The organism is Pseudoalteromonas sp. ASV78 (assembly GCF_047806705.1).
GTDB classification, from domain to species: Bacteria; Pseudomonadota; Gammaproteobacteria; order Enterobacterales; family Alteromonadaceae; genus Pseudoalteromonas; species Pseudoalteromonas prydzensis_A.
Window position 1 is genome coordinate 743,440 of the sequence record NZ_JBLOPA010000001.1, and the last position, 12,664, is coordinate 756,103.

Annotated in this window: 22 protein-coding genes and 1 pseudogene; 10 read left to right on the forward strand and 13 right to left on the reverse strand. The window is 38.0% G+C overall.

What is annotated here, in order from left to right; genetic code table 11:
- Positions 1-7: 7 nt before the first annotated feature.
- From ACMVDV_RS03285 to ACMVDV_RS03310, 6 genes and pseudogenes are all read left to right on the forward strand, one after another.
- Positions 8-1,054, forward strand: coding sequence for a S66 family peptidase (locus tag ACMVDV_RS03285; protein WP_416157175.1), 1,047 nt, complete (start codon positions 8-10; stop codon positions 1,052-1,054).
- A 392-nt stretch (positions 1,055-1,446) separates the two neighbouring features.
- On the forward strand, positions 1,447-1,857 hold the full coding sequence (locus ACMVDV_RS03290) for a LexA family protein (protein ID WP_416157176.1): 411 nt from the start codon (positions 1,447-1,449) through the stop codon (positions 1,855-1,857).
- A gap of 171 nt (positions 1,858-2,028) precedes the next feature.
- Positions 2,029-2,493: a hypothetical protein gene (locus ACMVDV_RS03295; protein ID WP_416157177.1), complete on the forward strand. Its 465-nt coding sequence runs from the start codon at positions 2,029-2,031 to the stop codon at positions 2,491-2,493.
- Positions 2,493-2,762, forward strand: a complete 270-nt coding sequence (locus ACMVDV_RS03300; RefSeq protein ID WP_416157178.1) for a protein kinase domain-containing protein — start codon at positions 2,493-2,495, stop codon at positions 2,760-2,762. Before ACMVDV_RS03295 ends, ACMVDV_RS03300 begins: the two co-directional genes overlap by 1 nt.
- Before the next feature lie 10 nt (positions 2,763-2,772).
- Positions 2,773-3,522, forward strand: a pseudogene (locus ACMVDV_RS03305) (protein kinase domain-containing protein); the annotation flags it as partial.
- Between the two features lie 184 nt (positions 3,523-3,706).
- A complete protein-coding gene (locus ACMVDV_RS03310) occupies positions 3,707-4,180 on the forward strand; it encodes a hypothetical protein (RefSeq protein WP_416157179.1) in 474 nt (157 codons plus the stop codon).
- Positions 4,181-4,213: 33 nt separating this feature from the next.
- Here the strand turns inward: ACMVDV_RS03310 and ACMVDV_RS03315 are convergent, their stop codons facing one another.
- Entirely contained in the window at positions 4,214-4,426 is a 213-nt protein-coding gene (locus tag ACMVDV_RS03315; protein ID WP_416157180.1) for a hypothetical protein, read from the reverse strand.
- A 139-nt stretch (positions 4,427-4,565) separates the two neighbouring features.
- Here ACMVDV_RS03315 and ACMVDV_RS03320 point away from each other — a divergent pair, with 139 nt between their 5' ends.
- The 4 genes from ACMVDV_RS03320 (at position 4,566) to ACMVDV_RS03335 (ending at position 8,200) form a co-directional block, all read left to right on the forward strand.
- Positions 4,566-5,594: a hypothetical protein gene (locus tag ACMVDV_RS03320; RefSeq protein ID WP_416157181.1), complete on the forward strand. Its 1,029-nt coding sequence runs from the start codon at positions 4,566-4,568 to the stop codon at positions 5,592-5,594.
- Positions 5,595-5,635: 41 nt separating this feature from the next.
- Complete coding sequence (locus ACMVDV_RS03325; RefSeq protein ID WP_416157182.1) at positions 5,636-6,451, forward strand: DUF4145 domain-containing protein; 816 nt, start codon at positions 5,636-5,638, stop codon at positions 6,449-6,451.
- Positions 6,452-6,669: 218 nt separating this feature from the next.
- Complete coding sequence (locus tag ACMVDV_RS03330; protein WP_416157183.1) at positions 6,670-6,957, forward strand: hypothetical protein; 288 nt, start codon at positions 6,670-6,672, stop codon at positions 6,955-6,957.
- Positions 6,958-7,378: 421 nt separating this feature from the next.
- Entirely contained in the window at positions 7,379-8,200 is an 822-nt protein-coding gene (locus ACMVDV_RS03335) for a putative phage abortive infection protein (protein ID WP_416159045.1), read from the forward strand.
- Between the two features lie 47 nt (positions 8,201-8,247).
- Here ACMVDV_RS03335 and ACMVDV_RS03340 read toward each other — a convergent pair whose 3' ends face one another.
- The 12 genes from ACMVDV_RS03340 to ACMVDV_RS03395 all read right to left on the reverse strand — a co-directional run bounded on the left by ACMVDV_RS03340 (position 8,248) and on the right by ACMVDV_RS03395 (position 12,589).
- Positions 8,248-9,423: a recombinase gene (locus ACMVDV_RS03340; RefSeq protein ID WP_416157184.1), complete on the reverse strand. Its 1,176-nt coding sequence runs from the start codon at positions 9,421-9,423 to the stop codon at positions 8,248-8,250.
- A 1-nt stretch (position 9,424) separates the two neighbouring features.
- Positions 9,425-9,646, reverse strand: a complete 222-nt coding sequence (locus ACMVDV_RS03345) for a hypothetical protein (protein WP_016899770.1) — start codon at positions 9,644-9,646, stop codon at positions 9,425-9,427.
- A complete protein-coding gene (locus ACMVDV_RS03350; protein ID WP_182777738.1) occupies positions 9,643-9,798 on the reverse strand; it encodes a hypothetical protein in 156 nt (51 codons plus the stop codon). The genes ACMVDV_RS03345 and ACMVDV_RS03350 overlap by 4 nt, the downstream gene beginning before the upstream one ends.
- Before the next feature lie 10 nt (positions 9,799-9,808).
- Positions 9,809-10,081, reverse strand: coding sequence for a hypothetical protein (locus ACMVDV_RS03355; RefSeq protein ID WP_416157185.1), 273 nt, complete (start codon positions 10,079-10,081; stop codon positions 9,809-9,811).
- Positions 10,082-10,151: 70 nt separating this feature from the next.
- Complete coding sequence (locus tag ACMVDV_RS03360; RefSeq protein WP_416157186.1) at positions 10,152-10,421, reverse strand: hypothetical protein; 270 nt, start codon at positions 10,419-10,421, stop codon at positions 10,152-10,154.
- Positions 10,418-10,789 carry a hypothetical protein gene (locus ACMVDV_RS03365; RefSeq protein ID WP_416157187.1) on the reverse strand — a complete coding sequence of 124 codons (372 nt, stop codon included), beginning with the start codon at positions 10,787-10,789 and terminating at the stop codon, positions 10,418-10,420. The genes ACMVDV_RS03360 and ACMVDV_RS03365 overlap by 4 nt, the downstream gene beginning before the upstream one ends.
- Positions 10,776-11,063 (reverse strand): hypothetical protein, encoded by a 288-nt coding sequence (locus ACMVDV_RS03370; protein WP_416157188.1) that lies wholly within the window; start codon positions 11,061-11,063, stop codon positions 10,776-10,778. The genes ACMVDV_RS03365 and ACMVDV_RS03370 overlap by 14 nt, the downstream gene beginning before the upstream one ends.
- Positions 11,064-11,322: 259 nt before the next feature.
- Entirely contained in the window at positions 11,323-11,448 is a 126-nt protein-coding gene (locus ACMVDV_RS03375) for a hypothetical protein (RefSeq protein ID WP_416157189.1), read from the reverse strand.
- Positions 11,449-11,459: 11 nt separating this feature from the next.
- On the reverse strand, positions 11,460-11,630 hold the full coding sequence (locus ACMVDV_RS03380) for a hypothetical protein (RefSeq protein WP_416157190.1): 171 nt from the start codon (positions 11,628-11,630) through the stop codon (positions 11,460-11,462).
- A complete protein-coding gene (locus ACMVDV_RS03385) occupies positions 11,630-11,893 on the reverse strand; it encodes a hypothetical protein (RefSeq protein WP_416157191.1) in 264 nt (87 codons plus the stop codon). Before ACMVDV_RS03385 ends, ACMVDV_RS03380 begins: the two co-directional genes overlap by 1 nt.
- Before the next feature lie 107 nt (positions 11,894-12,000).
- Positions 12,001-12,165, reverse strand: coding sequence for a hypothetical protein (locus ACMVDV_RS03390; protein ID WP_416157192.1), 165 nt, complete (start codon positions 12,163-12,165; stop codon positions 12,001-12,003).
- A 19-nt stretch (positions 12,166-12,184) separates the two neighbouring features.
- Positions 12,185-12,589 (reverse strand): helix-turn-helix transcriptional regulator, encoded by a 405-nt coding sequence (locus tag ACMVDV_RS03395; RefSeq protein WP_416157193.1) that lies wholly within the window; start codon positions 12,587-12,589, stop codon positions 12,185-12,187.
- Positions 12,590-12,664 lie beyond the last annotated feature (75 nt).

Genomic DNA, 12,664 nt, shown 5'->3' on the forward strand with positions numbered 1-12,664 from the left:
GATGTTGATGACAGCCATTACTTTTCCAGATGCATTAAAAAACGGCGATAAAATCGCCATTTGTGCCTTTTCATCCGGTGTTGATAGCGCCTTCCAGCCACGCCTTGAGCGCGTACTTAGCGGTTTAACACGCCGTGGTTACCAAGTAGTGGAGGGCGAATGTGTAAGACAACAAAGCAGCCCAGCAAAACAACGCGCCGATGAGCTGATGGCGTTTTTACTTGATGACAGCATCGCGGCAATTATGCCGCCTTGGGGTGGGGAACTTGCCATGGAAGTGCTGCCATACCTGGATTTTAATGCAATTAAACAAGCTCGCCCGAAATGGCTCGTTGGCTTTTCAGACGTTAGTACGCTTGCTTGTGTATTAACCGCACGTTGCGGCTGGGCAACATTACATTGTACCAACTTAATGCAACTGCATCCAAACGAGCAAGATACTCACTGCTTACAAGTATTTAAAACGCTTGAGCTCGAAGCGGGCAGTGAATTTACGCAAACACCCGCGCCGTGTTATCAAGCTGATGCAATTAATTACGCCAAAGTACCTGATGCGCTATTTTCACTCACGCAACCGAGCCAATGGCGTTGTTTAAACGTCAAAGATAGCCGCGAAGTAGAGCTATCTGGGCGGTTATTTGGCGGCTGCTTAGACACCCTTGGTGTATTACTGCCATCATCCTTTGTAGCGCTGGATGAATTTAAAAAGCAATTTGCGCCGCATGGGCTGGTTTTATACTTAGAAAATGCCGAGCTTAATGCCAATGCATTAACGCGGTTTTTAATTGCGCTGAAATTGAATGGTATTTTTAGTGATATAAATGGCCTAATTATTGGCAGAAACGGCGCAAGTAATAACCCAGAGCAACAAAGTGATTATTACCAAGCACTTGAGTTATCCCTTGGTGAATGCTTATTCCCAGTTATTATCGACGCTGATATCGGACATGTCGCACCCAATTTATGTTTAGTGAATGGTGCAACAGTAAAAATGCTCGCGAAGCTTGAAAATAGAGTGGTGTGTAAAGCGCAAATAACAACGTATTTTGGATGATTTATTTAAAACCTGAGCGGAGATTGATTTTTATAGGATTTGGCAGTTAAATGGTCGGTATGGAGAGATTCGAACTCTCGACCCCTGCCACCCCATGATGTGACGCTATATCGAGTTAAGTTATTGTAATTTATACATTATAAATGCAATTAACTGATTTTATATACAGTTAATTTTGCAATTTTTATCATTTTTACAATTCAATAAAATCAAGCGGTTAGGGCGCTTGTTACAAATCGAGTATTTAAGTTATCAGTAAAACTCAATATAAACAACCCATTAGAAAATCTTAATCAAAAGCTTCACTTTCCTTAGCAAGATACTTTACCTTTCCAAACTCGCTCACTAGCTTTATACTGTACAAATAAACAGTGTTTTATTTTGGTGTGTGTATGTTTGTTATTCCTATTTATATTGAGGCGGGTATTACTGGTTTTGAATCGCCGGCAGCGCAATATAAAGAGCTGGGCTTAACTTTGGATGTGCTACTTATTAAGCATCCTGATGCTACCTTTATAGGTTTAGCGTCGGGGCAATCTATGCAGGGAGTAGGGATATTTGATGGCGACTTGTTAATTGTTGATCGTGCTGTTGATGTAAGTACAGGTGATATTGTGGTTGCCACTTACAATGGCTGCTTTGTCTGTAAAATAATCCATAAAGAAAAGCGTTTGTTGATGTCTGCATCAGATGACTATGCACCAGTATATATATCACCTGAAGATGATTTCTGCTTAGAAGGAGTGGTTACCAGAAGTATTAGGCTACATAAGCCTTGTGCAGAGCTTGCATATACCGCCTAAAAATATTGTATTGCAACAGAAATAGTTATACTTTGTGGGAGGCTTGCTTATAAATATTCATGGTTTGTGATTTAGTAACCGTTTGCTAGTATGTAATATTTTGTTCTTGGCTTTAATAAAAAATGAGAGCTATTTCCCTGACAGACTTTCCATCCATTTAAAAGGAATTTTATGAACACTTTAGGAATTAGAGTAGAACCTAAAAAAACAACATTTTCGATTATTAGAACAGATAATGGTAAGCACAAAATAGTAAACATTGAGCTTATTAAAATACCAGCGGCATTAGATTTTCCTGAGAAACTAAAATATATTCGAAATTGTGTTTTAGATATCTTGCGTGAATATGATATTTCAATTGCAGGAATTAGGGTTGCAGAGAGCAATGCTCAAAACTTAGATGTCACAAGGCTGCACATTGAGGGAGTAATTCAAGAAGCATTTTCTAGCAGTAATGTTAAACAATATTTTGTTGGTAGAAAAAACTCAATCGCTTCGAAATTAAATATTAAATGTAAAGAGCTAGAATCTTTTTTCAATGGAGATAAGGGGTTTGAATTGATCGATAACTGGGATATTTGTAAGACAAGGCCAGCAAGAGAGTCGGTTTTGACAGCTATGGGGGCACTAGCTTAATGTTTGCATATCAAAAAGCGCAAGTATCTTTTAAAAAATTAAAAGAAATTGGGCAAGAAGGAAGAAACTCAAAAGTATATCTAGCCCACGATCAAAATTTAGATGCAGAGATTGTTATTAAAGAAATAAAAATAAAAGATGGGTTTTCTTCTAAAGATTACTTCAAAGAAGCACAGGCACTTTATAAAAGTACGCACCCTAATATAGTGCAGATTTGCTATGCATGCGAAGATGACAAAAAAGTATATGTAGCTTCGCCTTTTTTATAGCAATGGCTCTCTAAAAAAGAGGATGGCACATAAGAGGCTTACTGTTAGAGAAATAATTCGATACTCAACGCATTTTTTAAACGGCCTACATAATGTCCATTCAAAAGGATTAATTCATTTTGATATCAAGCCTGATAATGTTCTCATTTCTGATAGAAATGAAGCACTATTGGCCGATTTTGGTCAAGCAAAACCAATGAATATAGAAGGGCTAGCACACCAACCTATGCTATATGCAAAACAACTTCCTCCAGAGTATTTCGGTAATGATAAATTTGTTTTTGACAATAGATTTGATATTTATCAAGCTGGATTAACAATGTATCGTATGTGTGTAGGAGATAAAGAGTTTGATCGGCAGCATAGCAAGTACAAAGCGTGGCCGGAGCTTGGTCGTGCTATCAGAGTCGGCAACTTTCCAGATAGAAAAGCATATCCTTTACATATACCTAAAAAATTAAAAACAGTTATAAATAAATGTTTAAAGCCTAATCCTGGAGATCGTTTTGATTCTCCTGTAGAGATCGTAAACGGACTTGCTGACATTGATGGAACAATTCTCGACTGGGAGTATATTGCTGAAAAAGGAAATAGAATTTGGCGACAAGAAGTTAATGGAATAGTTAAAATGATTGAAGTGTGTAGTCAGGGTACCTCAAAAGCCTACAAGCACAATGCAAAATCTGCTGTAAGAAGAGCGACTGATTTTTGTATCGCTGATATTGAAGATAAAAAGATAGTTGAATTTTTAGAAAAATGAAAAAAGTAAAGGCAAACTCAAAACCTGAACTGTTAAGCAGATCTAAAGTTGTTAGTAAAAGAAGATGTAGCTCGTATTTGGATAAATTGCCAGAAATTAAAGAAGAAATATATGACAATCTCCCAGACTTTAATACAAGTTGTTCAGGCTTCATAGATATGAGCATTCCTAGAAATGGTGAGCTATGAATTTAAAACCAAAACCCCCTAAAAAAATTAATTCAGCAGTAAAAAAGTTAGTTAAAGAATTGGGTATATCAGATAGAAAACCAAAATATTTAAAGTATAAACATAAAAATAACAATTATAAACTTGGGTATTGTTTTAACAATTGTGAAAATGAAATATCCGTTAATGGTGGAGAAGCTGTTTATGGTTGGCTCATCTGGGAGAGTAAGAAACAGCAATTTATTGAAGCCGAATTTCATTGTGTTTTGAAGAAAGATGGTGAACTAATCGATATCACCCCCTGTGATTCTATTATTGAAACTGAGGTTTTATTTATTGAAGACACCAGCAGGGATTCTGGCCGCATGGATTCTAAAAATTGGTACTCTTGGTCTAACTTAAAAATGATCAATGGTAATGTAGTTGAAGAAAGTCGTAAGTTGAGGGTTGAAGAAATCGATGCTATTAATAGTAAGCTTCACTATATCTAAAAGCAAAGCGTAGCAAACTACATTATAAATCCGCTAATTAAGCGGATTTTTATATATTGTAATACCCCTCACACTTCGTTTTATCTTTTCAAGGTTGTCTGATACTACCCATAATATGCCTGCTAGGGTGTCTTTATCCATTGCTTCAAAGTGGTCTTCAATACACAGCGCGTTAATTGCGGCTTCTGCTTGGTAAATGTTTTTATCTAGTTCGTTTTTAAGTTGTAGCGCTTTGTTGTTTTGCATTAGGTATTTCCTGCTGTTTTCGTTGAGGAAAAGATACAAGTAATTTTGTTTGTTAAAAAGTGAAAAGATATACGTCCTGTGTTACAAATTACGTCGTGAAGTTCGTATTTGGGTATTTTAGACTAAAAGGACGTATTAAATGGAGCGAATTACCCCCGAAAACTTAAGAGAGTTACGTAAAAAATTAGGCTTATCGAGTCAACAAGCGGCAGATAGTGTTTATAAGAACCGGCGATTATGGCAAAGGTATGAAGCGCCGGTGACTGCTGGTAGCAGCTTGAACATACCGCCAGCAACACTTGAGTTGTTTTGTTTGAAGCATGGATTACCTTACCCGCCAAATAAGCAAGGTAAATTAGGAAAACTCGTCAGTTTTTATGGTGGCCAAGGTGGAGCAGGGCATACATTACTTACTATTGATATTAGCACCGCGTTAATGGCAGATGGGTATGAGGTACTTGTAATCTCTGAGCGTAATGGTTGCGCCATGTTTGGCGAAATGTCTATTAAACATAACTATCCATTTCCAAGAACGATAGAGGTTGAAAGCTCAAATAATTTGAGTTTTACGAATGACTTAGTAAATTTGCCTTGTTCTACCTCTCCTAAAGCATTAAAGCCGATAATAGATAACTATGATTTCGTATTTATCGATATTGGTTTTATGATGGCTGAAAAGTATTTTGATGTTTTAGAACCTGATTTGATAATAGGGCCTGCGAAAATCAATGAGATTAAAGATCGCAACGTAAGAGCGTTTTATAACCTGAGAAATTTAGCTAAAAGATTCTCAGAGCAAAAAAATGGCAAAACTAAATTCGCTTTATTGATGGTTGCGGTTTCAACAGACTATGCATTTAGCCCTGGTTATTATAGTTTGTTTGACGAAAGCGCTGATGATTATGAAGAGCGAAGAGATTTTTATTATGAACAGCAAGAAAAAGACCAATTAGCCCAAGAAGAGTTGCTGAAGCTTTTTAATAGTTTAACGGGTAATCCTAATATGTACTTGATGAATAGCTATACCTCAGATTCTTATGATAGCTATAGAGAAAGATATGCTAAAGGGTATAGTATATTTAACAAAGCGCCAAACTCGTTACCAGCTCATGAGCTACGAAGCGTTAAAAATGAAATATTAAGAATGTTGGGTGTTCCAAGTAGATAATTATTAGCCTGACTGGTACATTAAAATATTTAGGGAATCATATGTTTAATAAGCAATTGTGGGGCGATGTTTCAAAGCTTCATATTTTGGAAAGTTACCCCGCCTTACCATGCCCATACTGTAAAAGTATGAACCTTAACTTAGATACTGAAAGCTTTACTGCTAGGAAATTATCTTGGCAAGCAAGAAAAGCCTATAAGGAACAGTTTAAAGACAATGAATTAATGGATTTCGCAAATAAAGAAGATAATAGCTTCCTTAAGTTAGCAGCGCTTGTTCTTACTGTCGCTGATGGAGCAATGTATCAACCTTCACAATTTATTGCTTTTTTCAAGTGTAGTATGTGTAAAGAGAGTGTATCTTCTACTGGCTTAGCTAAAATACCAAATAATGATACATCGGTTAGACAAATTAAAGTTGAAAGCTTCAACCCACCTTTACCCTTGTTTCCATTGAGCGATACAACACCGAACTCAATAAATGAAGAGTTATTAAGTTCGTTTAATCATTTTTTTTCTGACACTTGTTCTTCGGGTAATCGCCTAAGAAGGGCGGTTGAAAAACTATGCTTAGAGTTGGGTTATACACGATATAAAAATCTCTATCAAAATATTGAGACTATGGCAAAAGATTTCCCTGTAGAAGGTCGTTGGCTTCAATCCCTTCGGCTTGTAGGTAATGAGGCGACTCATGCTGATAAAATAACTGAAGATGACTTATTAGACTCGTATAAAGTTTTTGAAGTGGTACTTGATATATTTAGGCGAAAACACATAGAACCTGAAATTGAAAAAGTAGCACTTCAATTACAAGATAAGTTTAAGAAGCCGGACAAACAATTAAGTCTAAAGCCTTAAGTGCGGGTATTAATTACAGGTATTCTAATTTTGTATTGAATGCTCTTTGAAGCCCACTATAAATTTTCGGGCTTTTAAATTATTGCACTAATAGATATGTTTTTTTGGAGTTGGTACTTTTAATCATTAGGTTATGTAATTAGCTCTTGCTTTAGGTGGTAGAGTGTCTTAAATTTAAACAAATTGTATTTCTAGTTACAGGGATAGACAGGGATAGCATGGCTCGTAGAAAAAATAACACTTCAGAATTTTTAGATATGCTCTATGAAATAACAGGGCACTTTTGGCAGGTTGGTTTATTTATTTCAGTGCTTTTGTGGTTACTGACTGGCTATTTACTTAATTGGGGATATGGCCTCCATACTAAAGAACACACAACTGTAGTTACCGCGCTATTTGAGAGGCTTTCCATCATTTTTTATATTCCATTTCTTTTAGCTTTATTCTTTGCTGTAGTGTTTTCATTTAAGTGTTATCAAACGTTTAAGACACAAAGCACTCTTTAGCTTTCTATAAATAAAAAGGTTTTAATTGTCATATTTCAAATTAAGAGAAAGCTATAAAGTAACAATATTTATATTGATTATGTTGTTTTTTATAGTTACACCTTACGTACTAAATTTTTCGAATAATGCTATATCTAAAAACCCACAGGATTGGGGAGCGTTTGGAAGTTATTTAGGTGGATTACTTTCCCCTTTTTTAGCCATAGGATCTTTGTATTATGTTGTTAAAACTTTCAAACAACAGTCATTTGAAAATACCTTTAATTTGTTGTTAGAATAACATAATGATATTGCACATAAAATAACTTTAAAGGGTGATAGTAAAGCTTCTATTGTTGATGATACTTTAAATAAATTAGGTAATGAATGGTTAGTAAACGAAAAAAGTTCGGCTTCAGCTGATATTAATGAAAGCCCTCAAATAAATAGTTATTTACGAGTAGCATATCAAGTATTAAAGTTTGTAGATGAAAACTGCCCAGATGATAAAAGAAAATATTCTCGTATATTTAGGTCATTTTTATCAAATGAACTAGTGTTTTTGCTTGCATTGAACTCAGCTAAGCGTAATGAAGAAGAAAGTTTTAAGTTTCTGAAATATAAGCGCCTGATAGAAAGATATGAAATTCTAGAGCATTTATACATCTCGTTTGAGAGTGAAGATATTAATGATTTTATCAGAAGTAACAACTACCTTATTTTTGTACGATTCAATAAATCAGCATTTGGGGATTGTGTGAATTATATGAAATTCATTGACACTTCTCTTAAATATTATATTTCTCATGTAAATTATCTTTTGAATGAGTGTAAAAATAAACACAAAAAGCATGAAGAACTAAATGAGTTGTTTTTGAATTATGATGGCTACCTTTCTTCAATAGAAAAAAGCTACAATCAAGGGTTACCTTTTTCTTCTACGCAGAATGATTACAACAATAAGTTGAAAGATTTAATAAGCAGATATTTGAGTATTAATATCGGTGATGACGTTTATGAAAATCACGTAAAAAGGTTTGTTGAATATAGAGAAGTAATTTTAGAAGTAACAAAGTCAAATTTTGGAATTTTTGAAAAGAGCTATTCCAAACTTAAAATATTTAATGATGATTTGAGTAAGGTTTTTACTGAGTGCAATGAGGTTATATCTCAAGAGGAAACTCAAAAGTATCCTGATTTGAAAAGAAGAATTTCACTTGAAATAAATAAGTTTAATGATATTAGTGAGCATACCTGCGACTAAGTTTTATATTAATAAACTATAATTAAAGTGAAAATAACTACTATATTTTAATCCAAATTCACTGTTAAATTAGGCACTTGCACCCATTCAATCTGCTTGCCGAATTCGGTGTAGACTTTGGTTGATTTGCTGTCTGAGTGGCCCATTCGGGTTTGTGGTTCCCAGCCTTGGGCTTTTATTAGCCGCGCTGAAAGGCCACGGATTTCGTGGTACGTTGGGCGTTCTTCTGGTTTAAGGTTGCCGTATAGGCCTAGTTGGTCGCGTACGTTTGAAAATTCGCGGCTGATATTTTTGCTTACTATTTGGGTGATGTGGTTTACCAATGCACTGGTTGGGTTTGAGTTCTTTTTAGGGAGCTTGTGCACGACGTAGGGTGATACGGTGTTGTCGCGGCTGTTGTCGATAATGGCTTTTATTGTGTCGTTGATGGGTATTATTACGTGCGACGCTTCACTTTTATAGGTTTTTTGGCGGTGTATGGCCAGTTCGCCGTAAATTTTACCGTGTTGGTCTGTGAGTGGTTCTTTATACCAAATGCAACCACAGCGCCCTGGTTCTGCTTTTTTTAGTTTGTATTCTATGCGCGAGACTTCAAGCACTGCGTGGGTGGTTTGCATGGTTAAGTCCATGGCTGTTTTTAGCCAAAGTGGGGCGGCGGTGCGTATTCTTTCAAATGCGTTTACGTCCAGGGCTTTGCGCTTTTTGGCTTCTTTTGGTTTTTTAATTTTAAGCGCTGCTGGGTTGGTGGTCATGTGGCCTGTGTCTTTGGCGTAGTCGAATACGAGTTCAAGAAAGCTTAATTTGCGGTTGTATACGTTGTTACTGGCGCTTTTATGAAAGTGGTCCATGTAGTCGGTTACGTCGCTTAGGGTTATTTCTTCGCCTGGCATGGTGAAGTATGACTTAACGCGTTCGGCGTCGTTTAACCACGTAGATACAACACTGCTGCCGGGTTTTTTATCGGCGGTCATGCGCTGAATTATTTTATCTACCAAGCTGCTAAAGCTGGTTTTTGAGGCGGTGTCGTTGATTAGGTCGTCTAGTAATGAGCCGCCTCGCTTTATGCGGTTGTACTCGTTGGCAATGATGATTGCTTCGGTACGGTTTTGGCTAATAATTTTGCGCTTGCCGTTTACCATTTTGAGTTGATAGCCGGCGTTTTTATCAAAGTATAAAAACGGCGGCAGGTCTCGGTTTTTGTTAAGTCGTTTTCTTGGTGCCATTTTAGCTATTCGCTGCTAGTTGCAATGCAATTTCTTTTGCTTTTGCATGCGTTCCTGGTTGTTGATCTTCGTAAATATACACTTGTTGCCCTGGGCCTACCAATTCACCTTGCACATAGCCGGTTGCTACCCAGTCACGAAGTGATTGATAGCTTGGGAGTGAATCGCCGTGGAAGTGCTCTTTTGCCCAACAACGGGCTTTCATTAATTTAGGCTTTTTCATAAGTCACCTGTTTGCAGTTCGTCTAAGTTAGGTAGCGCATCAAGCGCTTGGTTTAGGTTTTCAAATTCATAGTTTGTTCGATCACCTGGCGTACGAATGTCAATAATTACGCCGTCGTCATCTTCTATTATGCTGATCACTTTTTTAGCCATGTTGGTTCCTTTATTTTACTAAATAGAAATGAATAGGCTCTTCAAGTTCATCTAATTTAATACCTGAATCATAAACTCGTGTAAGTAACTCGTTGGCTTCATCAAGTTTACTTTCAAGGCTTTCAATTAGCTTAAGTGAATCTTCGGCTAAATCTTTAATTTCAAATGATGTATATCCCTCACGGCCTGATTCATCTTCACAGATTATTTCAAGCTCACCTGCTTCATATTGCTCAGGTTCGGCCAGTGCTAATTCACTTAGAAACCATTTAACATTTTTCATAGTTTTACCTCATCAGTTATAAAACCAACACCATCAAGGGTTAAAGTATCTTTCATATGTCACCTGTTATTTAAAATGCTAAGCGTTCTTGCCTTGGCTGTTTTGCTGTTGGCCTGTTATCAGCATCAACCACTTCTATAAATGGTTCTTGCTGATATTGGTTACACAGTTCTGTTATAAATACTTGGGTGCCGTGGGTTTGGCATTTACCATAACGGGTTTTTGTTTTCGCTTGACCGCGCCAATCGGTATGCGGACAATGCGGATCGTCGGTTTTGCCAATGTGTTTATAGGCCTGACAGCTAATGCAGGCCTTTGGCATGGTGATTTTATTGATCATGCAACCCACAATTCATTAAGTTCACGAACTAAGCGGTGGTGGTCAAGGCGGTCTTCCAATTTTTCGCGTGGAGATTTAGTTCGTTCTATATAAGCGGGTGGTGCGGCTTTTTTTAGAGCCACTGATTTTTGTTTAGGTACTTTAGCCGGCTGTTTTTTTACTTTGCGTGGTGTATTGCTGGCTTGGTAGCTTTTACGTACACAACCACAGCCGGTTACTTTGCCTAAGTTGCCTTTACGAACGGGGCGTTGAGTGCCGCAAATGCATACACATAAAAAGTATTGTTCTCCACTTTCATGAGAGCCGTCTTGTGATAGTACAGTCCAGTTGTTAAATACATCGCCGGCGCTTACGTTACCTGTTGCCATTGCTGCTCTCCTGAATAAGTATATTTGGGCGCTTAAATAACAATGCGGTGTTCTGTAATTGGTTGATGGTTACTGTTCGGCCATCGATGGCGATTACTTTTACTTTTTTAACCGGGTGTTGTTCTTCAATTATGGTGTAGCGCTTATTCTTTCGAATGCTTCTTAAACATGCTTCACCATGTTTGAACGATTGGCCAAACTCGCGGGCTATTAGTAGCTCTGTGTAAAATAGCCCTGTTTCGAGCATTCTCTCAGCTGCTTGATCCGTATTCATCGGCTTGCTCCTACGCTGCTTTTTTGGTTTGTGTTGGCTGTGCGCTTTGCACAGCGTATTTACGTTGATAAAACTGGCGAATGCGAGCCCGTTGCTGAGCTACGCTGTGGCGTTTAAATTTGTGCATTGATTTATCCTTACTAAGTGTTAAAAACAATTCGTGCATCTTGATCACGGCCAGAATAAAGCCAGCCGTCCATTGCTTCTTTATCGTCTTCAGATAGGTGGCGATATTTAGCAATAGCAGCGTCTCCTTTAACTATGCCAGCAGGGCCATCATGGCTACTTGAACCATAACTAAAGCCGTTTTCTCTAAGCCACTTTTTGCAGCGTAATGAGCGCCAAAAGTGGTGCCGTCATGTTTAAACACTTTTTCGTTTGCCATTGTTATACCTGTTATTCCCAAGGGACTAAGCCCAGTTGTTTACGTTTGTCGTTCCACTTTTTGACTAGTTGGCAGGCTTCTTGTTGAAGCTTTTTGTTAGTTAGTAAGCGGTTGATCTCTTTTTTGTCTTTGGCTTTAAAACTGACCAAGGTTTCTAACGTTGCTTGCTCAAAATCGGTCATTACGCTGCTAGTAATACTTGCTGTGAACGGGTGTTTTCAATAAGACTTAAAAACGCTTTGGTGACACACAGGTCGCGCTTGGCGCTGGCGTTTAGTGCCAGTGTGCCGAGTACAGTTTGCGTATTTAGATCGACAAATACGATGATGCAGTATTTGGTACCTGACTCGTAAATGCGAAGTTCTTCGCCTTGCAACCGTTGATTCATAAAGTGAATGCGTTGCTTAAGTTGGTTGATGATGAGTGCTGTAAATATGTTTAGCATGATGTTTATCCTTGTTCCTGTTGTGTTGTTTGGTTGCTTACGGCAATCACTCGGCTGGGCTAGTTGGGCAAGTGCGCGCCAGCAGGTTGTGAAACTGTTGCCCTGAGTTAGGCCGCGTGTGGCGGTGGCTCAGGGTATGGGTTATTAGCTGCTTTTTGCTCAGGTATAATCAATTGAAATGGGCATACCTTTTGCGCTTGTTTTAGCTTGTGAAGTAACGGGGCCGTAGCGGCGTTATTTCGGGCTGTTGGGAATAAAAATACTTTGGTCATCGCTATTCTCCTTGTGCCGTTAGGCTGCTAGTAAGTCGTTTTGCAGTTCACGCATGCGGCGTAAGCGGGTGGTGCGAACTGTTCGGGCTACCCGAATGGTTCTAAAGCTGCGTTCTAGGTCGTTATTTGCTGCGCTAATTAGGCAAAGCAGTATGCATACTGTGTAGCGCAATACGCCTTGCTTGATTGCTTGGTGTACCGTTTGACGCATGGAATGGGTGTTAAATTTAAAGCTGAGCTCGTTACACGCTTGGCGAACCGTGCACAGTTTTACGCCTAACTCATTGGCGATGCTTTTTTGTGGTAGGCCTTTAGCGACCAATAGCAAGGTGCGCGCTTGTTGAGTTGGTAAGCGTGAATAGGGCTTGGCGTTTACGTGCATGTCGTCAAGCTGGTATCCGGTTTCTGTGCGTTGAGTTTTCATAGTAAATTTGTTTATTGTGTAACCTATGGTTTATAAATCAGGCAAGTTAGAAATATAAAAAGTTAAACTAAAGGT